Consider the following 20742-nt stretch of genomic DNA (forward strand, 5'->3'; position numbering starts at 1 on the left):
ACGGCGGTCACAGCGGTGAGCGCGGTGACGTATCGCCACCGTCTTCGCCGGGGACACGGGGCGCGGCTCGACCGTTCCGCGAGGCCGCCCCTCGGAAACCGCGGACGGTCCCGGGTGCGAGACTGAACCCATGCTCGTTCAGCTCCTCGCGGCCATGGGCGTGCTCGCCGTCCTGACCGTGGTTCCCGGCCCGGACATGGCGGTGGTGACGAAGCGAGCCGTCTCGTCCGGCCGGCAGGACGGCCTGCGCACCGTCGGCGGCATCACGGCGGGACTGCTCATCTGGGGTGCGCTCACGGTGGTCGGTCTGGCGGCCGTCCTGGCGGCGTCCGCCACGGCCTACACGGTCGTCAAGCTCGCCGGGGCTCTCTACCTCGGCTTCCTGGGCGTCCAGGCCCTGCTGCAGAGCCGGAGCGGTCGTTCGGTGACGCCGGCGGCCGGTCCCGCGGCCCCGTCCGGCAACCCGTGGCGCACGGGGCTGGTCAGCAACGTCCTCAACCCGAAGATCGCGATCTTCTACACCGGCCTCCTGCCCACGCTCGCGCCGTCCGGCCTCTCACCGCATCTCGGGATGACCCTGCTGGTCCTCATCCACACGGCCCTGACACTCGTCTGGCTCGGCAGCTACGTGCTGGTGCTGGCCAAGGCCCGCGCCTTCTTCGAGAAGCCTGCCGTACGACGCGCCATGGACCGCGTCACCGGTGTCGTCCTGATCGGGTTCGGGGTCAAGGTCGCCACCTCCCAACCCTGAGCGGAGAGCCGAAACAGCCGCTCACCCCACAGGCCGCGCCCGCTTCACGTGCCGTGCCCGATCCGCACGCCGGGCGTCACCGTCGTGCCGTGGCCGAACCAGACGTCGTTCCCGACGACGGTGTCCCCCCGGCCGGGCAGGCCGGTGAGGAGGTCGAAGTGCTCGGCCCGCGAGCCGCCCATGGTGGGGAAGGGAGAGGTCGAGGGACCGTCCACGCGGTGGGCGGCGCCGTTCGTGATGAACCGCACGCCGACGCTGTCCGGGTCCGAAGAGGGCGCGACCTCCGGGGGAGCGCCCCTTCGGTGAACGGCGGGACGACGGCTCGCACGAGCGTGGACGCGGCGGCGTTCAGCGCGGTGTCACCCAGTCGGGTGTCCAGGTCCCGGCGGCGTCGTGGCCCGCCGATGTGGTGGCGAGGTGGGCGCGGAGCACGGCCAGCGCCGGGTGCGGGTTGTCGCGGTGCCACAGGAGCGAGTGCGGGTAGACGGGGGTCGGGTCGGTGACCGGGAGGCGGCGCAGGTCGTGGCCGGCCGGCCAGACGAGACGGGTCCGCTCGCTCATGAGGGTGGCGAGGGCCGGGGTGTCGGCGACGGTGTCGAGGAGCGCGTCGGAGCCGAAGTTGGGGCCGGTGGCTTCGATGGTGAGGCCGAACTCGGCGACGAGGTCGTCGTAGTAGGCGGCCCACTCGGTTCCGGGGACGATGCCGGGCATCCAGATCCGGTGCCCGGCGAGCTGTGCGACGGTCACCGACCGGGCGGCCGCCAGCGCGTGGGCGGGGCCGGTGAGGAGCTGGAGCGGCTCGTCGAGCACCCGGACCGACTCGATGTCCTCGGGAAGGGGCCGGCCGGGCATGGCGACGGCGCGGAAGGACGCGTCGATCGTTCCGGACCGGAGGGCGGCGACGGCCGTCCCGACGTCGAACAGCATCACCACGTCGAGGTCGATCTCGGGGTAGGCGCGGTGGAAGGCGCGCATCAGGCCCGACGGCGCGACACGCGAGGCGATCACGTCGACGCGCAGCGGACGGCGGCCGGGACGCACGGACGCCTCCGCACGCTCGGCGACGCGCAGCAGTTCGCGTGCGTGGGGAAGGAACGCCTGCCCGTCGATGCTGAGCCGGGCACCGCGGGCGGTACGGGTGAACAGCCGCACGCCGAGGCCGCGTTCCAGCGAGGCGATGCGCTTGGACACGGCCTGCTGGGTGACCGCCAGCTCGGCGGCGGCCTCCTGGAACCGCCCCGCGTCCGCGGCGGCGACGAAGGTCCGTACGGCGTCGAGGTCCACACCACCACCCTAATGTCACAACCGTTGGTTGTGGCCGGCGGACCTCCGGTTGTTTGATCCCCGGCCATGGCCCTCGCTTGGATACTCCCGGTCGCGGACCGGTTGTGCGGATCAAGGGCGAGGGGAACCGGACATGAAGAACGGACACCGGCTGGGGCGGCCGTTCGGATGGTTCTGGGCGGCGTACGGGACCAGCGCGCTCGGCACATGGCTCGCCTTCGGCGCGTTCCCGCTGATCGCCGTCCAGGTGCTGCACGCCGGACCGGCCGAGGTCGCCGCGCTGTCTTCCGTGGGGGCCGCGGTGGGCGCGGCCGTGGCTGTGCCGCTCGGCCCGTGGGTGGAGTTCCGCCGCAAGCGGCAGGTGCTGATCGCGATGGACCTGACGCGGTTCGCGGCGCTGCTGACGGTCCCCGCCGCGTACGCGCTCGGCGCGCTCACCTTCCTCCAGCTCCTGCTGGTCTCGGTCGTCGTCGCGGCGGCCGACATCACCTTCCGCGCCGCCTCCGGCGCCTACCTGAAGAACCTGCTGCCGGCCGAGGACCTGCTCGTCGCCAACGCCCGGTTCGAGTCCACGGCCTGGACGATCACGATCGTCGGACCGCCGCTGGGCGGCGCGGCGGTCGGGCTGCTCGGCCCGGTGGCGACGGTGGTGGCCGACGCGGTCAGCCACCTGCTCTCGGCTCTGGGCATCCGTGCGACGGGCGGGCACGAGTCGCGGCCCGAGCGCCGGAAGGCCGCACGCATGCGAGCCGGGGACCTGCTCGACGGCTGGCGGTACATCCTCTCCGACACGGCCCTGCGTCCGCTGTTCTTCAACACCGCCCTGTTCAACGGCCTGGTGATGGCCGCCCAACCGCTGCTGGCCGTCCAGATGCTCGGGCAGTTGGGGTTCGCACCGTGGCAGTACGGCCTCGCCTTCGCCGCGCCCTCGATCGGCGGGCTGCTCGGATCGCGGCTGGCCCGGCCGCTCGTCACCCGGTTCGGGCAGCACCGGATCCTGGTCGCGGCCGGGTCGCTGCGCGCCGTCTGGCCCATCGGCCTGACCTTCCTGGGGCCGGGCACCGGCGGACTGCTGCTGGTGATCGGCGTCGAGTTCGGGCTCATCCTCTGCTGCGGGGTCTTCAACCCCGTCCACGCCACCTACCGCCTCCAGCGCGTCGCGACCGACCGGGTCACCCGCACACTGACCGCCTGGGCGGTGACGACCAGGGCCACGACCGCACTCCTGACAGCCTTGTGGGGCGTGCTGGGCAGCCTGCTCGGTCCGCGCACGGCCATCGGACTGGCCGGCGTGCTCCTGCTGGCGACCCCGCTGCTGCTCCGCCGCCCGTCTGAGAAGCGGCCTGTCCCGGCGTGACCGCGACGGCCTCCGCGGACGCGCCCACGGAAACAGGCGTGCCTGTGGGCAACCTTCGGGGCACCCCGTGCATCGGAATGCGTATGAAGTCCAAGCGAACGATGTTCGGGGCAGTGCTGACTGCCGTGGTGTCAGCCCTGGCGCCCGGTGCGACCGCTGTCGCCGACGACCCGTCCCCTCTGCCGACGCAGGCGTACGCGACGATCAGTGCCGGCAAGCAGATCAACGTGGGACCGGCGGCCCAGCCGGTCCATGTGAGCTGGGGGTTCTGGGACGGCGGGGCGCAGGTTCCCACCCCCACCGACGAGACGCTCGTCATCGACGCGCGTGATCTCGCGGGCATCGCGAACGTCTCGGCCGACGACCCGAGGTGCGAGGCCGAAGGGCGGGTCTTCACCTGCGTCAACGAGGAATCCACGCAGAGCCGGTCGGTCGACTTCACCCTGCGCGCGGCCCCGGGCGCGACCCTCGGCGACACCGGCACGATCAAGTACGCCGTCACCGCCGAGCACGGGACCGGTGCCACCGCGACGGCGAAGGTGGTCGTCGGCGTCCCGAACCTGGTGGTCGGCAAGGTGCCGGACACGACGCACGCCGCCGTCGGATCCCGGATCGACATCCCGCTCCGGCTCCGCAACACCGGTGATCTGGCCACGGACCGGCGCATCCAGCTGCGCTGGGCATCGGAGGGCGGTCTGCTCTTCGACCACAAGTTCTCCAACTGCACCTACGACGAGGACTTCGATCCCGAACCGGCCGGCCGGACGACCGTCACCTGCGTCGTCACCGCGCCCGTGGCCGTGGGGGCCACCGTGGAGCTGAGCAGCCCCCTCACCGCCAAGGTCGGCAAACGGGTCCTGACCAACGTGGTCGACTACTCGGCCAGCCTGCTGGAGCCGGGCCAGGAACCCGCCACCGGAGGCGTCGGCAGGCACCAGGGCACCGGGCCCGCACTCCGCCTGGTGCCGGCGTCCGGGGCGGAAGGCGCGTTCGAGAAGGGTGCCGAGGGCCGGTTCACCGTCGCGGCCGACAACTCCGCGGATTTCGCTGCCACCGTCGAGGTCGATCAGGACCGGTGGGCCCTGGACTTCAGGGCCGTGAACCACGGACCGGCCTCCGTGTACGTGGTCGACGAGAAGCCCGTCGTCGTGGTCGACGTCGTCCTGCCCAAGGGCATGGTCGGGTCCCGCAACATCTACGAGGAGGGGGAGGACAGGCCTTACGGCGAATGCCTGCTCCGGGTCAGCGCCACCGAGACGGCGCCGTTCGAGGCCGGTCACCGGCGTTACGTGTGCCCCGTGCCGTTCGACCTCACTCCCGGAAAGAGCCAACTGTTCATCCTGCGGGTGAAACTGACCGAGGACTACGACGGCGCCAAGGGCACGGCGACCGTACGCCCCGGCCCGGCCGGCGTCCCCCTGCATGACCCGGACGCCTCCAACGACAGCGTCACCTTCTCCTTCGACGCGCAGACCACCCCGACCACCCCGACCACGACGGCACCGTCCGGCGGCACACTCCCCGCCACGGGCACGACCCACACGGCGCTCGTCGTCACGGCAGGCGCCGGAGCCCTGCTGCTGGGCACCGTCGTCCTCGTCGGCCTGCGACGCCGGCGCTCCCACTGACACCGCCGTAGGACCGCTACGGGAAGCGGCGCACGGTCGTCAGACGCTCGCACCGAGGAAGACCGTTTATTCGTTTGGCGACCGTGCGCGTGTGTGATGGGATCGGGTGCGACGGGGGCGGCTCCCTGACGCGCATCCTTCTCACCTTCTGCGAAAAGACCCAGCGCGCCCACTCTCCGCCCCCGTTCCCCTGTCCCGGTCGTCGTGGAGGGTTCCCCCTGTTGCTCGCTGCCGAGTCCGTACTGCTGCGCCGTATCCAGACCGTGTACGTGGACGGGGCGCTCGCGTCCGGCCGCGGGACAGGACCGGCACTGCGCCGGCTCGAGGCCGAACTGCTCGGCCGCGGCCACCTCCTCTCTCCCCGGCTGCACGCGGCGCTCGACTCGCTGCCCTCGGAGGAACTGGCGGTCGCGCACACCCGCCTGGTCGGGCTGACCGACGACCTGCTCGGCTCCGACCGCACCCACGTCCCGCTCTTCCGCCGGTTCCCGCGCACCGTGCCGCGGGACACCGAGGCGCTGTACGTGGACCGGGTCTTCGCCTACCTGCTGCAACAGCCGGAACAGCCTTGCGTGCTGTGCGGCGAGGCACGCACGGTGTTCCCCGTCTCGCCCTGCGCGCACCTGGTGTGCCGGCTGTGCTGGGACGGGTCCGACTACGCGGGCTGCCCGGTGTGTCACCGTCGTATCGACGCCGACGACCCCTTCCTGCGGCCGGTCCGCGCCGTCGGCGCCGCCAAGGCACCGGTGCCAGGACCACTGCGGCTGCTGCGCCTGGGCACGGACCGGGCCGCCGACGCCACCGCCGTGGTCGACGCCCTGCTGGCCCGCCGGACCCCGCTCTCCCCGCAGGACCGCGACGACCTGCTGACACTGCTGCCCCTCACCCCGGCCGGCCAGGGCCTGCTGCCCGGGGACATCCCGGTCCGGGAGACCAAGGCGATGGTGCTGGGCGCGCTGGTGCGCGAGGCGCCGGACGGCCTGCCACCGCGAAAGCTGCTGACCGGGCAACTCACCACCGCCACCGACGTGCTGCGGCTGCTCGCCGTGCTCTCCGGCGGTGACGCGGGACTGGTGACGCCGTCGCGGTTCACGAGCCCGCCGCGCCCGCTGCGCCGCGAACTGCTCTCGGTCCTCGACGACCTGCCGACGCCCTACCTCGTGGAGGATGTGCTGCGGCACCCCACGGAGTGGAAGCGGGCCGCGGAGGTCCTGCACCCCTTCGAGCGGCACGCCCGGCATTCGCGCGCAGCCCTCGCCTTCGCGGTCCTGCGCGGCACCCCGGTGGATCCCGGCACCACGTTCGGTGCCGCCCTGCTGGAGACGGCCGCCGCGCACCCGGACGCCGTCCGCGTGGACGGCACCCGGATCCGCCCGGCCACCTGGGCCGGGCGACTGGAACAGGCGGTGGCCGAGGGCGATACGGGCAGGGCCGCGGCCCTCGCCGGGGAGCGTCCCGGCGAACTGGTCCGCCGTCTGGACCTGCTGCTCCGCCTGCACACCGCCGACACCCTCGAACCCGAACTCGAGAAAGCCCTCCTGCGCGGGCTGCCGAAGGTGGGCCCGGGTCCGCTGCTGTCGGCGCTCGGAGCGCTGCGGACGCGTACCGAGGACCGCACCGGCCGCCGCCGCGTGTTCTTCCCGCGCGGGGAGGTCACCCGGGCCCTGACCGTTTTGGAGCGGCGGACTCCACTGCCCTCCGGGCTGGTGACGGAGGCGATCACGCTGCTGCGGGCGGAGGTGCTGCGCCGGTTCGCCGCCGGGGAGCCGTACGAGCTGTCGGTACTGGACGCCGGCCTGGCCGACCTCACCGTGCCGTTCACCGAGCGGTCCACCGCGAAGGCCCTGGTGGCGGTGCCCCGGGGCAGCACGCAGACCCTGCCCGGGGGCGCGGTGCTGCGGCTGTTCCTGCACTGGACCGAACCACAGGGCAACCGCACGGACCTGGACCTCTCCGTCGCGTTCTTCGACGCCGAGTGGCGGTTCACCGGACTGTGCGACTACACCGACCTGGTGTACGGCGCGGACGCCGCGGTCCACTCCGGCGACCTCACGTCCGCCCCCGCGCCGCGGGGCGCCACCGAGTACGTCGACCTGCACCTGGAGCGGCTGGCGGAGCGGGGGGACGTCTATGCCGTCCCGCTGGTCTTCAGCTACAACAACGTGCCGTTCGAGGAGTTGCCGGACGCCTTCGCGGGCTTCATGGCGCTGCCCGCACACGGCCCGCGGGACGCGTCCTACGATCCGCGCACGGTCCGTCAGCGCTTCGACCTGGCGGGCGACTCGCAGGTGTGCCTGCCGATGATCGTGGACCTGGGCCGTCGCCGGGCGCTGTGGACGGACACCCATCTGCCGTCCACGGGCGGCTTCCAGAGCATCGGCTCGCACGGCGGTGGCGTACTGGCCACGGTGGCCCGAGATCTGTGGGAGCAGTTCGGCTCCGGCGGCCGGACCACCCTGTGGGACCTCGCGGTCTGGCGAGCGGCGGCGCGCTCCGTCGAGGTGGCCGTGATGACCCGGGAACCGGAGCCCGCACTGCTGTGGTACCGGCGGCGTCCGGACGAGGACGCGGCCGCGTTCGCCACCAGGGTGTCTTCGGCGGAGGACGGCGAGGAACACCGCCGGCACCCCGACCCCGACCGGGCGGCGGCCGAACTCGCCTCCGGCAAGCGGGTGTTCGTGGCCACGGTCCACGGCGGCGTCGGGCCGGCGCGGGCATCGGGCACTCTCTACCGGCTGTTCCCCGGCCCCGGAGACGCCTCGGAGACCTTGGTCCGCGTGACGGCCGGCGACCTGGTCGCCGAACTCGGGTGAGCCGGCGCCCGGAGGGACGGCGTCCGTGGCCGCACAAGATCACCAGCAGATTCGAAGGAGCTCGAGATGACCGGCACCGCCACCCGTTACCTCTATCTCGTCCGGCACGGCGAGGCGTCACCGGACGAGAGCGGCCTGACGGAGGCCGGCCGACGGCAAGCCACCCTGCTCGGCCGGCGCCTCCGGGACATCCCCCTCACCGCTGTCCACCATGGCCCCCTGCCGCGGGCGGAGCAGACCGCACGCCTGATTGGCGACCAGCTGAAGAGCGTCCCTCTGCACGTCTCGGAAGCCGCCGGTGACTACGTGCCCCACCTACCGGAGAGGGCTGAACTCCCAGCTGAGTCGGCGGACTTCCATCTCCGCTTCCTCGCCGGTGCGAGCGATGAGGAGCGGAAGCACGGACCCGAGCTGGCCCGCCGGGCGCTGGACCTGTTCACCGGGGCGGTGGACGGTGAACAGGACCGGCACGAACTGGTCGTCACCCACAACTTCCTGGTCGCCTGGCTCGTCCGGGACGCCATGCACGCGCCGAAGTGGCGGTGGCTCGGCCTCAACCACTGCAACGCGGCACTCACGGTCATCCGCTACGCGCCCGGCCGGCCCGCCTCCGTCCTCCTCTCCAACGACATGCGGCATCTGCCCACCGAGCTGCGCTGGACGGGCTTTCCTCCCGAACTGCACATCTGAAGGCCACCGGCAGGACGTTGCCGCGTCTCAGGCTCGGCTTCCCTGTACTTGCCGGCACCGGGCCGGGCGTGAAGCCGGAGCGGTCGTACCGGGCGGTCCCGAACCGGCCGCCACCCGGTTCCTCGGCATGATCTCCCACCGCGCGCCGCCGTCGGGCACGTTGTCGGCCAGGCCGTGGCGCGAAGACGTGAGCCGGGTACGTCGCCCGGGGAAGAGAGCGGGACGGTGGTCGTCAGCGGTCGTGGAGGGCCCGGATCTCGCCGGCGACCAACGCGGGGTCCTCCTCGGCCATGAAGTGGCCGCAGGAGACCGTGCGGTGCCGCAGGTCCCCGGCCCAGGCGCTCCACAGCCCCTGGGCGTGGTAGCCGAGTGCCGCGCCCCAGTCCTGCTGGAGGACGGTGACCGGCATGGCCAGCCGGTTGGCCGCCTCCCGGTCGGCGGTGTCGTGGTCCACGTCCACGCCGGCCGAGGCGCGGTAGTCGGCGACGATGGAGGGCACGGCCGCCGCGGACGCCGCGAGGTAGTGGGCGCGGACATCGGCGGGGATCGCGTCCGGGGTCTCGGTCCAGGCGTCGAGGAAGTGACCGAAGAAGGCGTCGGCGGACGCCTCGATCATCTGTTCCGGCAGGCCCGGCGCCTGAGCCATCAGATACAGGTGGAAGCCGACCGCGCCGGACACGCCGTGCAGGGCGTCCCACATGTCGAGGGTCGGCAGGACGTCGAGGAAGAGCGCCCGGGACACGGCGCCCGGATGGTCCATCGCGGCGCGGAAGGCGACGAGGGCGCCGCGGTCGTGGCCGGCCAGAACGAAGCGGTCGTGCCCCAGCTTGGCGGCGAGGCGGACCACGTCCCGGGCCATGGTGCGCTTGGAGTAGACGTCCGGGCCGCTTTCCGTGGGTTTGTCGCTGGCGCCGTAGCCGCGCAGATCCGGGCAGACGACGGTGTGGTCGGCGGCGAGATCGGCGGCGACGTGCCGCCACATCAGGTGGGTCTGCGGAAAACCGTGCAGCAGCACGACCGGGGCACCGCTGCCGCCGACGGCGGCGTTCAGCGCGAGGCCGTCGCCGACCGGTACGCGGTGCTCGGTGAATCCGGGGATGCTCGGGTGTGTCACAGCGACTCCTGTGGCTCGTGGCAGAGTGGACGTCCCGGGCCCGGCGGCCCGGGACGTCCGGGGACGTCACCCAGGCTGCGGGCCCCGGATCAGCGATCGATGAGTGGACAGGCGGCACCCCCGGGGACGGCGCCGCCCTCGAAGGGACCGTGCCGTGGGTGTGGAGTTCGGACTGCTGGGACCGGTCGCCGCCTGGGACTCCGACGGCGCGTCCCTGCCGCTCGGCGCGCCCCGCCACCGGGAGGTGCTCGGACGGTTGCTGATCGCCCGCAACCGGGTGGTCCCGGTCGGCCGGCTCGTGGCCGACCTGTGGGAGGACGAACCCCCGGCCGGCGCGATCGGCGCACTCCGCACCTTCGTCGCGGCGCTGCGCCGCGCCCTGGAACCCGGGCGCCCTTCCCGGCAGCCGTCGCGGCTGCTGGTCACCGAAGGCCCCGGATACGTCCTGCGCGCCGGACGCGAGGCGGTGGACGCCTGGAGGTTCGAGGACACGGCCGCACGGGCCGCCGGGGCGCCGCCGCACGCGGCGGTCGCCCTGTGGGACCAGGCGCTCGCCCAGTGGCGCGGGCCGGTCCTGGCCGACTTCCCCGCCGTCGCGTGGGCCGCCGCAGAACAGGCCCGGCTGGAGGCGCTCCGCCTCGACGCGGTCGAGCGTCGCGCCGACGCCCTCCTGGCCACCGGCGCCGCCCGGGACGCCGTCGTCGATCTGCGGGCCCACGTCACCGCGCACCCGGGGCGGGAGGACGGGTGGGTGCTGCTGGCGACCGCCCTGGACCGGTCCGGCCGCCGCGGCGAGGCCCTGGAGACCCTGCGGCACGCCCGTCAGGCCCTCGTCAGCGCGTACGGACCGGACACCGGAGCCGCTCTGGCACGCGCCGAAGCCCGCATACTCAGCGGCACCACCGGCTCCGCGACCGAGCCGGCCGGGGCGGCGGACGGCGTCTGGGACCGCACGGCCGCCGCGTGGGACCGCTCGGTGCCCGCCCGGTCCAGGGCCCGGCTGCACGCCACCGCCGGCCTGCTGCGAGACCTCGCGGTGACCGGCGCCGACGGCCTGCAGGAGGCGCGCGAGCACCGGCGCGAGCTGGTCGCCGCGGCCGAGACGACCGGGGACGCGGAGCTGGCCGCGAGGATCATCGGCTCCTACGACGTCCCGGCGGTCTGGACCCGGGCCGACGACCCCGCCGACGCCGGCGGACTCGTCCGGGCCGCCGCCCGCGCCGCCGCCCGGCTCGGCCCCGACGGACCGCCCGCGCTGCGGGCCCGGCTGCTGTCGGTCGTCGCCGTCGAATCACGCGGCGACGCCGCCGCGGACGCGCCGCTTCCCCGGGCGGCCGCCACCTCCGCCGCCGAACCGTGGCGGCTGCGCGCCGAACGCGCCGCCGAGGAGGCCGTCCGCCTCGCCCGCCGCCTCGGCGACCCCGCGGTGCTCGCCTTCGCCCTCAACGGCGCCTTCATGCAGTCCTTCACCACCTGTGGGTCGGCCGCCCGCCGGGACGCCCTCGGCGCCGAACTGACCCGGCTGGCCGTCGACCACCAACTGCCCGGCCACGAGGTCCTGGGCCGCCTCGTCCGCCTCCAGGCCCTCGCCGGTCTCGGCGACCTCGCGGCGGCGGACGCGGAGGCCGGGGAGATCGACCGGCTGGCGCACCGCAACGAACGGCCGCTCGCCGCGGTGTTCACCTCCTGGTACCGGGCCCTGCGCACCTGCGAGACCGACGGATGGCCTGCGGCCCGCCCCCGGTACGCGAAGCTCCTCGCGGAGACCGCGGGCCACGGCATGCCCGGACTCACCCGGGGAGCGGCCGTCCTCGTCGCGCTCGTCCCGTCGATGCGGGACGGCACCCTGCCCGACCCCGACGACTTCGCCGGCCTCGACGCCGGCCCCTACCGGCCGTGGCTCGTCCCTCTGCTGCAGGCCGCCTCCGGCGCCACCGAGCGAGCCCGGCAGGCACTCGCGACGGTTCCCCGGCCACCCCACGACCTTCTCCAGGAGGCGCTCTGGTGCGTACTGGCCCGCACCGCCGCGGCCGTGGGACACCAGGAGGTCCTGCGCCGCGCCCGTGACGAACTCGCCGCCGCCGACGGTGAGTCGGCCGGCGGCGGCAGCGGCCTGGTCTCCTTCGGTCCGGTCGCTCACCATCTGCGGGCCGCCGACGCGGCCCTCGGCGGGCGGGGACCGTCCTTCACGGGGCCGGCGGACGACGGAGAGTAGGAGCAGCCCGCACCGGCGGGTGCGGGAGGTACTCGCCCCCACCGCTGGTCACCTCAACCCGCTGCACGCTCCGGGACGTCGGATCCCGCACATGTCGCCGGCCCGGTCACGCCGCGCCACGGCGCGGTGGCCCGGCCGCCTTCTGCCCACCGCGCCGCGCGAACCCCGCGAGGCGGCTTCCACCGGCGCGCGCAGCCACGACTCCACGCCCCGTACGGTCGAGAGCCTCGGCGGTGAGACCCGTCCGCCGCCGCCGGACCCTGCGGCCGTTCCACGTCACGGTCATGGACGGTACGCGGCCGACCGGAAGAGGCCCTCCGGGTCGTACGCGGCGCGGGCGTGCTCGAGCCGCTCCTCGTGCGAGCCGAACACCGCTCCTCTCAACTCCCCGGCGTCCTCGCCGAGCCCCGCGAAGTTGACGTACGTCCCGCCGCTGGAGAAGGGCTTCATCGCGTCCCACGCCGAGCGTGCCCAGCCGATCGCGGTGTCGTCCAGCGCCGGGTCCTGCCAGCCCGCGTCGATGCTGACGTTGAAGCGTGCGGACCGGTGTGCGAACGCGCTGTCGTCGGGACCGACGCGCGCCACGGCGCCGCCCAGGGTGCGGACGACGATCAGGCTCTCCGGGGTCGGCCGCCGGGAGTACCAGTCCACCAGGGTCCGGACGGCCTCGTCGCCGAGGTCGTCCATGAAGTGGGACTTCATGAAGTAGCGCTCCCCGTCGGGGAACCGCCAGGTGTTGGCGCCCTGCAACGCGACGTAGGGCACGGTTCCGCTCAAGTCGGCCAGCGGCGGACCCAGTTCGCGCTGCGGGGCCAGCGCCGCCGCGGCGTCGTCTCCCGGCGGACCCCCGTGGACGGCCCCGACCATCACGCAGCTCGCCCGGTGCAGTTCGGCCGGAACCCCGGGGTCCGCGGGGACGCTCCACAGCAGCAGCTCCGGCGTCACCGTGTCCGGCGCGACGGCCGCCGCGTCCCGCCAGGCCCGCAGCACCTCCTCGGCACGCTCGTACGGGTGGAGGACCAGCACGGCGGCCACCTCGGGGCCGAGCGGGTGGAGATCGAACTCGAAGGAGGTGACGACACCGATGCCCCGGCCGCCGCCGCGCGCCGCCCAGAACAGCTCGGGCTCCTCCTCCCGGCTCGCGGTGCGTACCGTGCCGTCCGCGGTGACGACCGTCAGGGAGCGGAGGCTGTCACAGCTCAGGCCGAACGTCCGCATCACGAAGCCGAAGCCGCCGCCGAGGGTGAGGCCGGCGATCCCGGTCGCCGAGATCTCCCCGCCCGGCGCGGCCAGACGGTACAGCTGGGTCTCGCGGTCGAACTCGCCCCAGGTCACCCCCGCCCGGGCCCGGGCCGTGCGCGCGGCGGGGTCGACGTGCACGCCCTTCATGTGCGAGAGGTCGATCACCAGCCCGTCGTCGCATACCGCGCTGCCCGCCACCTGGTGCCCGCCGCCGCGGACGCTGACGACGGGCCGGAACTTCCGCGCCGCCCGTACCGCCTCGACCACGTCCGCCGTGCCCGAGCACCGGGCGACGAGTGCGGGGTGCCGGTCTATCAGCCCGTTCCATACGGCTCGGGCCTCGTCGTAGCCGGGATGGCCACGGTCGATCACCTCACCGTGCAGCGAGGAGCGGAGCTCGTGAGCCAGGGCTTCCTCCGGGACGGCCCTCGGCATGGCTGCTTCCGTGTCCGGCATGGGCGTCACCTTCCCCGGGTGCACGCTGCCGGCTGCCGCCGACGCTCCCCACGCTAATGCGCGGCCGGCCGGCCCGCACGTGGGCCGGTCCCTCCCGCCGATCACCGGGACCGGACGGCCCTCGAGTACGCCGCGGCGCCGTCCAGGCGCAGGGGCGCGGCGGTGCGGGCGGTGATGTCCTCGACGGTGGTGCCCGGAGCGGTCTCGACGAGGACGAGGCCGTCTCCGGTGACGTCGAGGACGCCGAGGTCGGTGATGATCCGGTGGACGCACCGTTCGCCGGTGAGGGGGAGGGCGCACTCCTCGAGGATCTTCGGGGTGCCGTCCTTGGCGGTGTGTTCCATGAGGACGATGACGCGGCGGGCGCCGTGCACCAGGTCCATGGCACCGCCCATGCCCTTGACCGTCTTCCCCGGGATCATCCAGTTGGCCAGGTCGCCGTTCGCGGAGACCTGCATGGCGCCGAGCACGGCGGTGTCGATGTGGCCGCCGCGGATCATGCCGAAGGAGAGCGCGGAGTCGAAGAAGCTCGCGCCGGGCAGCACGGTGACGGTCTCCTTGCCCGCGTTGATCAGGTCGGGGTCGACCTGGTCCTCGGTGGGGTAGGGGCCGGTGCCGAGGACGCCGTTCTCCGAGTGCAGGACGACGTGCACGCCGGGCGGGAGGTGGCCGGGAACGAGGGTGGGCAGGCCGATGCCGAGGTTGACGTAGGAGCCGTCGGTGAGCTCGGCGGCGGCACGGGCGGCCATCTGGTCGCGGGTCCAGCTCATGGGCGTACGGTCCTCTTCTCTATGCGCTTGTCGGCGGCCTCGTCGGCGCTCAGCGCCACGACCCGCTGCACGTAGACGCCGGGCAGGTGCACCTCGTCGGGGCGCAGCCCGCCCGGTTCGACCAGTTCCTCGACCTCGGCGACGGTGACGCGGCCGGCCATGGCGGCGAGCGGGTTGAAGTTGGCGGCGGCACGGCGGAAGACCAGGTTGCCGTGGTGGTCGCCGCGCCAGGCCCGTACGAGGGCGTAGTCGGTGGTGATGCCGTGCTCCAGGACGTGCGGGCGGCCGGCGAAGTCACGGGTCTCCTTGGGCGGGGAGGCGACGGCGACCGCCCCGTCGGACGCGTACCGCCACGGCAGCCCGCCCTTCGCCACCTGGGTGCCGACACCGGCCGGCGTGTAGAAGGCGGGGACGCCCGCGCCGCCGGCCCGCAGCCGTTCGGCGAGTGTGCCCTGCGGAGTCAGTTCCACCTCCAGCTCCCCGCTGAGGTACTGGCGGGCGAACTCCTTGTTCTCGCCCACGTAGGAGCCGGTGACCCGGGCGATACGGCCGGCGGCGAGCAGGACGCCCAGGCCGCGGCCGTCCACGCCGCAGTTGTTGGAGACGACCTCCAGACCGGAGGCGCCCTGTTCGTACAGGGCGCGGATCAGTACCTCGGGTACGCCGCTGAGGCCGAAGCCGCCGACGGCCAGCGAGGCACCGGACGGGATGTCGGCGACGGCCTCTGCGGCACTGCCGCGGACCTTGTTCACGAGCGAGTTCCTTTCAGGGGGTGGCGCCGGGCAGGACGGCCGACCAGCCGCCGTCCACGACGAGGTCGGCGCCCGTGACGTACGACGCCTCGTCCGAGGCGAGGAAGACGGCCGCGTTCACCACGTCGTCGGGTGTGCCGGTGTGGCCGAGGGGGATGTGCCGGGCGACGGAGCGCATCGGACGGTCCTCCGCGAGGAGGCCGGCACGGGAGCCCTCGGTGTCGATCACCCCGGGGCTGACACAGTTGGCGCGGACACCGTACGGCGCCCCCTCGGCGGCCAGTTGGCGGGTCAGGGCGATCACACCGCCCTTCGACGCCGAGTGCGCTGTCCGCCGGCCGGTGAGCGAACCGGTCGGCCCCGCGGTGGAGCCGACCGTGAGGACGCAGCCGCCACTGGCGATCAGATGCGGCCAGGCCGCCCGGACGGTCAGCCACACCGAGTCCAGCTCGGCGCGCACCGTGCGGGCGAAGTCCTCGTACGGCCGGCTGTCGATGCCTCCGAAGCGGACCGCGCCGGCGTCGGCGTACACGATGTCGACGCCGCCGAAGGCGTCGACGGCCTCCGCCACCCAGGAGCGCACGGACTCCTCGTCGGTGACGTCGAGGGGACCGGGGGTGAGGGCGGTGCCGCCCTCACGGGCGATCAGCCGCTGGGTGTCGACGGCTTCCTCGTGCAGCAGGTCGCCGCCCACCACGAGCGCGCCCTCGGCCGCGAACCGCAGCGCGGCGGCCCGGCCCCGACCGCGGGCCGTGCCGGAGATCAGGGCGACCTTGCCTTCCAGCCGCTTCACGAGGCCCCCTCGCGCAGCGCGTCGGAGACCGACTTGACGCCGCCGTGCGCGGTGAGCCCGCCGTCGACGGGGATCTCGGCGCCCGTGATGAACGAGGACTCGTCCGACAGCAGGAAGACCACCAGCGGAACGACCTCGTCGACCGTTCCGGTGCGGCCGAGCGGGGTCTCGCGGATGTTGGCCGCACGGAAGACGGGCGCCGCGGAGGCGGTCATCTCCGTCTCGATGTAACCGGGGTGGACCGTGTTGACGCGGATGCCGCGCGGCCCGAGTTCCAGCGCGGCGGTGTGCGACAGGCCCCGCAGCGCCCACTTGCTGGTCGTGTACGCGACCGGATAGTGCGCGGTGAGGGCCGCGGACGAGCCGACGTTGACGACGGAGGAACCCGCCGGCATGAGCGGTGCGAGGTGCTGGATGCCCAGCAGCGGGCCGGTGACGTTGACCGCGTGGACGCGCGCCATGTCCTCGGGGCGCACCTCGCCGACGCGGGCCCGCCAGGTGATGCCCGCGTTGTTGACCAGGCCGTGCACCTGCCCGTACGACTCACGCAACTCGGCGGCGAGTTCGGCCCAGTCCTGCTCGCTGGTGACGTCGAGCCGGCGGCAGCCGGGCGTCTCGGTGACGTCGGTGGCGATGACGCGGGCGCCCTCGCGAGTGAGCGCCTCGGCCTCGGCGGCACCCTGCCCACGCGCCGCCCCGGTCACGACGACGACCTTGCCGAGCAGCCTCTTGGGGCGCGGGTCGGTCACGGCCGCTCCCGGGTGCGGCGCCGGCCGGACGGCAGGGGGACGGGCTCGGCGCCGGGGACGACGGTGTTGGTGAGGGTGCCGATGCCCTCCACCGCGAGGGTGACGGTGTCGCCGGGCTTCAACGGCGGCGGGGTCCGCTCGCCGCGCCGGCCCCAGAGTTCGGCGAGGCAGCCGCCGTTGCCGCAGGTGCCGGAGCCCAGCACGTCACCGGGGACGACCCGGGTGCCGCGGGAGGCGTAGGCGGTCATCTCCTCGAAGGTCCAGCTCATGTGGGACAGCAGGTCCTCGCCGACCTTCTCGCCGTTGACCTCGGCGGTCAGCGCCAGGCGCAGGAAGCCGTCGGCGTCCCGGCAGGGCTCCAGTTCGTCGGCGGTGACCAGGTACGGGCCGAGGGAGGTGGCGGTGTCCTTGCCCTTGCAGGGGCCGAGGCCGACCCTCATCTCGGCGGACTGCAGGTCACGGGCGGACCAGTCGTTGAAGACGGTGTAGCCGACGATGTGGTCGCGGGCCTGCTCGGGGGTGAGGTCACGGCCCTCGCGGCCGATGACCGCGGCGACCTCCAGCTCGAAGTCCAGGACACCCGACCCGGGCGGGACGGGGATGCCGTCGTGCGGGCCGTAGACCGCGTGCGGGTTGGTGAAGTAGAACGTCGGCGCGGCGTACCACTGCTCCGGCACACCCGCCGCGCCGTCCACTGACCTGCGGACGCCCTCGACGTGCTCCTCGAAGGTGACGAAGTCCCGGACGGAGGCGGGCTGGAGCGGAGGCAGCAGGCGGACCTGCGACACGTGCGGGCCGGGAGGCACGTCGAGCGCCGCCGCGCCCGCGGCGAGCAGTCCGGGCAGCCCGCCCGACTCCCGCAGCAGGTCGGTGAGCGACGCGACGCCGGGCAGCGGCAGCAGGGTGCCGTCGCCCTCCACGACGGCCACGCGGCGACGGTGATGGTGTTCGTAGGCGGCGAAACGCATGGTGCGGCTCCTGGCGGGCGGTGCCCGGGGGCGCGGCGGGGCCGAGTCAGGGCAGGTGACAGGGCCGGCCGCGCCCCCGGGAGCGGGGGTGTGATCAGACCGGCGGGGCGACGAAGACGCCGCGGTCGGGGTCGTTGAACGACTCCTTGGCGACGAGTTCGTTCATGGGGTTGGCGGTGCCCCACTGGTCGGTGACCTCCGGCTGGGAGAAGTCGTAGACGTGGGGGTGCCAGGTGTCCTCGTCGAGGAGTTCCAGCTCGGTGGTGTACTCGACGGTGTTGCCGTGCGGGTCGAGGAAGTAGGTGAAGGTGTTGTCGCCGGCCATGTGGCGGCCCGGACCCCAGATCTTCTTGTACCCGGCGCGGATGACGCGTCCGGAGCCGCGCATGTACTCGTCGATGCCGCGCATCTCGAAGGAGACGTGGTGCAGGGACGTGTGCGGGCCCTTGGCGAGGGCCATGGAGTGGTGCTGGTTGCTGATCCGCATGAAGTGCATGACCTCGCCCATGTGCGGCGAGCTGAGCGTGTCCGACAGCGCGAAGCCGAGGTGACGCTCGTACCACTCGCGCGTGCGGTTCAGGTCGGGGGAGTTGAGCACGACGTGGGAGAGCTTGACCGGGATGGACTCCTTCTCCTCGATCCTGCGGTGCCGCCTGACCTCGACGTCGGCCAAGACCTCGATGGTGCGGCCGTCGACGTCGAAGAAGCGGAAGCCGTAACCGCCGCCGGGGGTGTCGGCCTTCCCCGGCCGGGAGACCAACCGCACACCGCCCGCGAGGAGTCGCTCGGCGAGGGTGTCGACGTCGGCGGCGTTCGCGGCGCCGTAGGAGACGAGGTCGAGGCGCTTCTCGTCGGCCTTGCGCAGCCGGACGACGTACTGCTCCGGGGAGCCCTCGGCGGCCAGGAAGGAGATGCCGGAGTCCTCGGCGACCTTGGTCAGGCCCCAGACGCCGGAGTAGAAGTCGAGCTGCTTGTCGTAGTCGGGCACGGCCAGGTCGACGTGGCGCAGGTGGGTGAGCAGACGCATGAGAATCACTCCAGGGAGAGCAGGGCGGCGGCGTTGCCGCCTCGTACGGCGTCGAAGTCGGTCTGGGAGAGCCGCGCGGCGCGCAGGGCGGCGACCGGGTCCTCGGTGCCCATGTCGAAGGGGAAGTCGGAGCCGAGCAGGACGCGGTCCGCCCCGGCGGCCCGTACCAGCTCCCGCAGGACGTGCGGGTCGTGGACGAGGGAGTCGAAGTACAGGCGCTTCAGGTAGCTGCTGGGCAGGTGGGCGCAGCCGGCGCCCGCGTCGGAGCGGGCCGACCAGGCGTGGTCGCTGCGGCCGATGTGGGTGGGCAGGTAACCGCCGCCGTGCGCGGCGATCACCTTCAGTCCCGGATGCCGGTCGAGGACCCCGGAGAAGATCAGATGGGACAGCGCGACGGCGTTCTCCACCGGCTGGCCGACCGTGTTGGACAGGTACCACCGGTCCAGCCGCTCGTCCAGGGTGCAGCCGAAGGGGTGCAGGAAGAGGATCGCGCCGGTCTCCTCGGCCCGGCTCCACAGGGGTTCGTAGGCTGCGTCGGAGAGTTCGCGCCCGGGGGCGTGGCTGGAGACCTCCACCCCGGCCAGTCCCTGCCCCAGGGCGTGGTCCAGGGCACGGACCGCCAGGTCCGGGTGCTGGAGCGGCACCAGGCCGAGCCCGCGCAGCCGGTCCTGGGCGGCCGAACAGTGCGCCGCCGTCGCCTCGTTGGCGGTCCGGTACACCTTCTCGGCCGTCTCCCGGTCCGCCCAGTAGTGGTAGTGCGAGGGCGAGGGACTGACCAGTTGGACGTCCACGCCCTGCGCGTCCATGGCGGCCAGCCGCACCGTGACGTCCGTCAGCCGCGTGACGCGCTCCCGCACCATCGGGCCGTTGACGGCCAGGGCGGCACGGCCGTTGCGCCGGGCGTCCAGCGCCCTCGCCTCCGCGAGGCCCGGCAGGCCCTCCACCAGCGCCTCGACCTCGGGCAGCAGGACATGCGCGTGCACGTCCACGGTGGGCCCGGTCACGGCGCCTCCCGCAGCATCGTCATGGTGCGGCCCATCAGGCCGGGCACGTCGGCGTCACGGACGCCGTCCAGCTGCCACTGCCCGATCCGCACGGACGCCTCGACCACCGCACGGACCCGCGGGGCGCGACGCTCGTAGTACGCCTGGAAGAGCGCGTCGTCCCACTCCCGGCCGCCGGTGAGCAGTTCGGCGAGGACGAGGGCGTCCTCCAGGGACAGGGCGGCGCCCTGCGCGAGGGTCGGCGGGCAGCAGTGCGCCGCGTCCCCGGCCAGCACCACCCGGCCGCGGTGCCAGGAGCCCTCGACCAGCATCCGGTCGAACCAGGTGTAGTTGACCTTCGCCGGGTCGGTGATGTGCTCGGTGATCTCCGGCCAGAAGCCGCCGTAGGAGGAGGCCAGCCGGCGCATCTCGTCGGCGTACGACTCCGGCGGGATCGACGCGCGGTCACGGTTCGCCTCGACGACGTACGCGTACAGGGTGGTCTCGCTGGTCGGGCAGTAGCCGGCGATGTAGGCCGGGCCGCCGTAGGCCAGGTCCGTGCGGGTCACGCCGGCGGGCCGTGGTGCGGCGACGCGCCAGATGGCCATGCCGGTGGGCTCGGGCTTCGCCGTGATGCCGATCGCCGCCCGCGTGGTGGAGCCCAGGCCGTCGGCGGCGATCACCAGGTCGTAGCGGCCCTCGGTGCCGTCCGTGAACCGCGCGGTCACCCCGTCGGCGTCCTGTTCCAGGGACTGTGCCCGGGTGCCCAGGCGCACCGAGGCGCCGCTCGCGCGGACCGCGTCGATCAGGATCCGCTGGAGCCGCGGACGCTGCATGCCGAGGGTGGCGGGCAGATCGTCACCACCGGTGCGGATGTCACGGGCCACATGCAGTACGGTGCCGTCCGGCGCGGTGATGCCGACGGACCCGAAGCCGAAGCCGGACTCCTCCACCCGCTCCCAGACGCCCAGTTCGCGCAGGACGCGCAGGGCGTTGCCCTGGAGGGTGATGCCCGAGCCGGCGGTGGCGTTCCAGTCGGACCTGGCCTCGATCAGGTCCACGGCCAGACCGGCCCGGCGCAGCAGGACGGTGACGGCGTTGCCGGCCGCGCCGCCGCCGACGACGAGGACCGTACGGGGTGTGCTCATGG

The 20742-nt window shown here is 73.7% G+C and carries 17 protein-coding genes and 1 pseudogene; 6 read left to right on the forward strand and 12 right to left on the reverse strand.

Translation table 11 applies throughout. The features are described 5' to 3' along the window. Positions 1-130 precede the first annotated feature (130 nt). Entirely contained in the window at positions 131-751 is a 621-nt protein-coding gene (locus ACZ62B_RS29200) for a LysE family translocator (RefSeq protein WP_468880497.1), read from the forward strand. Positions 752-801: 50 nt separating this feature from the next. On the opposite strand, the pseudogene ACZ62B_RS29205 reads toward ACZ62B_RS29200, so the two are convergent. After that, a pseudogene (locus ACZ62B_RS29205) lies at positions 802-1002 on the reverse strand (LbetaH domain-containing protein); the annotation flags it as partial. Between the two features lie 97 nt (positions 1003-1099). After that, positions 1100-2035 (reverse strand): LysR family transcriptional regulator, encoded by a 936-nt coding sequence (locus ACZ62B_RS29210; RefSeq protein WP_468880494.1) that lies wholly within the window; start codon positions 2033-2035, stop codon positions 1100-1102. Between the two features lie 133 nt (positions 2036-2168). Here ACZ62B_RS29210 and ACZ62B_RS29215 point away from each other — a divergent pair, with 133 nt between their 5' ends. The 4 genes from ACZ62B_RS29215 to ACZ62B_RS29230 all read left to right on the forward strand — a co-directional run bounded on the left by ACZ62B_RS29215 (position 2169) and on the right by ACZ62B_RS29230 (position 8523). Next, complete coding sequence (locus tag ACZ62B_RS29215) at positions 2169-3392, forward strand: MFS transporter (protein WP_468880491.1); 1224 nt, start codon at positions 2169-2171, stop codon at positions 3390-3392. Between the two features lie 83 nt (positions 3393-3475). Further along, positions 3476-5020 (forward strand): LPXTG cell wall anchor domain-containing protein, encoded by a 1545-nt coding sequence (locus ACZ62B_RS29220; RefSeq protein WP_469692683.1) that lies wholly within the window; start codon positions 3476-3478, stop codon positions 5018-5020. Between the two features lie 221 nt (positions 5021-5241). Then, a complete protein-coding gene (locus ACZ62B_RS29225) occupies positions 5242-7833 on the forward strand; it encodes an MXAN_6230/SCO0854 family RING domain-containing protein (protein WP_469692684.1) in 2592 nt (863 codons plus the stop codon). A gap of 66 nt (positions 7834-7899) precedes the next feature. Continuing rightward, positions 7900-8523 (forward strand): histidine phosphatase family protein, encoded by a 624-nt coding sequence (locus tag ACZ62B_RS29230; protein WP_344566668.1) that lies wholly within the window; start codon positions 7900-7902, stop codon positions 8521-8523. A gap of 232 nt (positions 8524-8755) precedes the next feature. Here ACZ62B_RS29230 and ACZ62B_RS29235 read toward each other — a convergent pair whose 3' ends face one another. After that, positions 8756-9637, reverse strand: coding sequence for an alpha/beta hydrolase (locus tag ACZ62B_RS29235; RefSeq protein ID WP_469692686.1), 882 nt, complete (start codon positions 9635-9637; stop codon positions 8756-8758). Between the two features lie 154 nt (positions 9638-9791). Between ACZ62B_RS29235 and ACZ62B_RS29240 the strand changes: the two genes are divergently transcribed. Next, positions 9792-11852 (forward strand): AfsR/SARP family transcriptional regulator, encoded by a 2061-nt coding sequence (locus tag ACZ62B_RS29240; protein ID WP_469692688.1) that lies wholly within the window; start codon positions 9792-9794, stop codon positions 11850-11852. 282 nt (positions 11853-12134) lie between these two features. On the opposite strand, the gene ACZ62B_RS29245 is transcribed toward ACZ62B_RS29240, so the two are convergent. The 9 genes from ACZ62B_RS29245 to ACZ62B_RS29285 all read right to left on the reverse strand — a co-directional run bounded on the left by ACZ62B_RS29245 (position 12135) and on the right by ACZ62B_RS29285 (position 20740). After that, complete coding sequence (locus tag ACZ62B_RS29245) at positions 12135-13550, reverse strand: FAD-binding oxidoreductase (RefSeq protein ID WP_468887109.1); 1416 nt, start codon at positions 13548-13550, stop codon at positions 12135-12137. Positions 13551-13651: 101 nt separating this feature from the next. Continuing rightward, positions 13652-14320, reverse strand: coding sequence for a CoA transferase subunit B (locus ACZ62B_RS29250; RefSeq protein ID WP_469692690.1), 669 nt, complete (start codon positions 14318-14320; stop codon positions 13652-13654). Next, positions 14317-15072: a CoA transferase subunit A gene (locus tag ACZ62B_RS29255; RefSeq protein WP_344566658.1), complete on the reverse strand. Its 756-nt coding sequence runs from the start codon at positions 15070-15072 to the stop codon at positions 14317-14319. Before ACZ62B_RS29255 ends, ACZ62B_RS29250 begins: the two co-directional genes overlap by 4 nt. Before the next feature lie 13 nt (positions 15073-15085). Then, positions 15086-15865 carry an SDR family NAD(P)-dependent oxidoreductase gene (locus tag ACZ62B_RS29260; RefSeq protein ID WP_469692692.1) on the reverse strand — a complete coding sequence of 260 codons (780 nt, stop codon included), beginning with the start codon at positions 15863-15865 and terminating at the stop codon, positions 15086-15088. Further along, on the reverse strand, positions 15862-16614 hold the full coding sequence (locus ACZ62B_RS29265; RefSeq protein ID WP_344566654.1) for an SDR family NAD(P)-dependent oxidoreductase: 753 nt from the start codon (positions 16612-16614) through the stop codon (positions 15862-15864). The genes ACZ62B_RS29260 and ACZ62B_RS29265 overlap by 4 nt, the downstream gene beginning before the upstream one ends. Further along, positions 16611-17582 carry a fumarylacetoacetate hydrolase family protein gene (locus ACZ62B_RS29270; RefSeq protein ID WP_468880473.1) on the reverse strand — a complete coding sequence of 324 codons (972 nt, stop codon included), beginning with the start codon at positions 17580-17582 and terminating at the stop codon, positions 16611-16613. The genes ACZ62B_RS29265 and ACZ62B_RS29270 overlap by 4 nt, the downstream gene beginning before the upstream one ends. A gap of 94 nt (positions 17583-17676) precedes the next feature. Beyond that, positions 17677-18609, reverse strand: coding sequence for a VOC family protein (locus ACZ62B_RS29275; protein WP_468880470.1), 933 nt, complete (start codon positions 18607-18609; stop codon positions 17677-17679). 5 nt (positions 18610-18614) lie between these two features. After that, positions 18615-19613 (reverse strand): amidohydrolase family protein, encoded by a 999-nt coding sequence (locus ACZ62B_RS29280; RefSeq protein WP_469692694.1) that lies wholly within the window; start codon positions 19611-19613, stop codon positions 18615-18617. Beyond that, positions 19610-20740, reverse strand: coding sequence for an FAD-dependent oxidoreductase (locus tag ACZ62B_RS29285; RefSeq protein WP_344566646.1), 1131 nt, complete (start codon positions 20738-20740; stop codon positions 19610-19612). The genes ACZ62B_RS29280 and ACZ62B_RS29285 overlap by 4 nt, the downstream gene beginning before the upstream one ends. Positions 20741-20742 lie beyond the last annotated feature (2 nt).

The organism is Streptomyces sp. NPDC053426 (assembly GCF_055585405.1).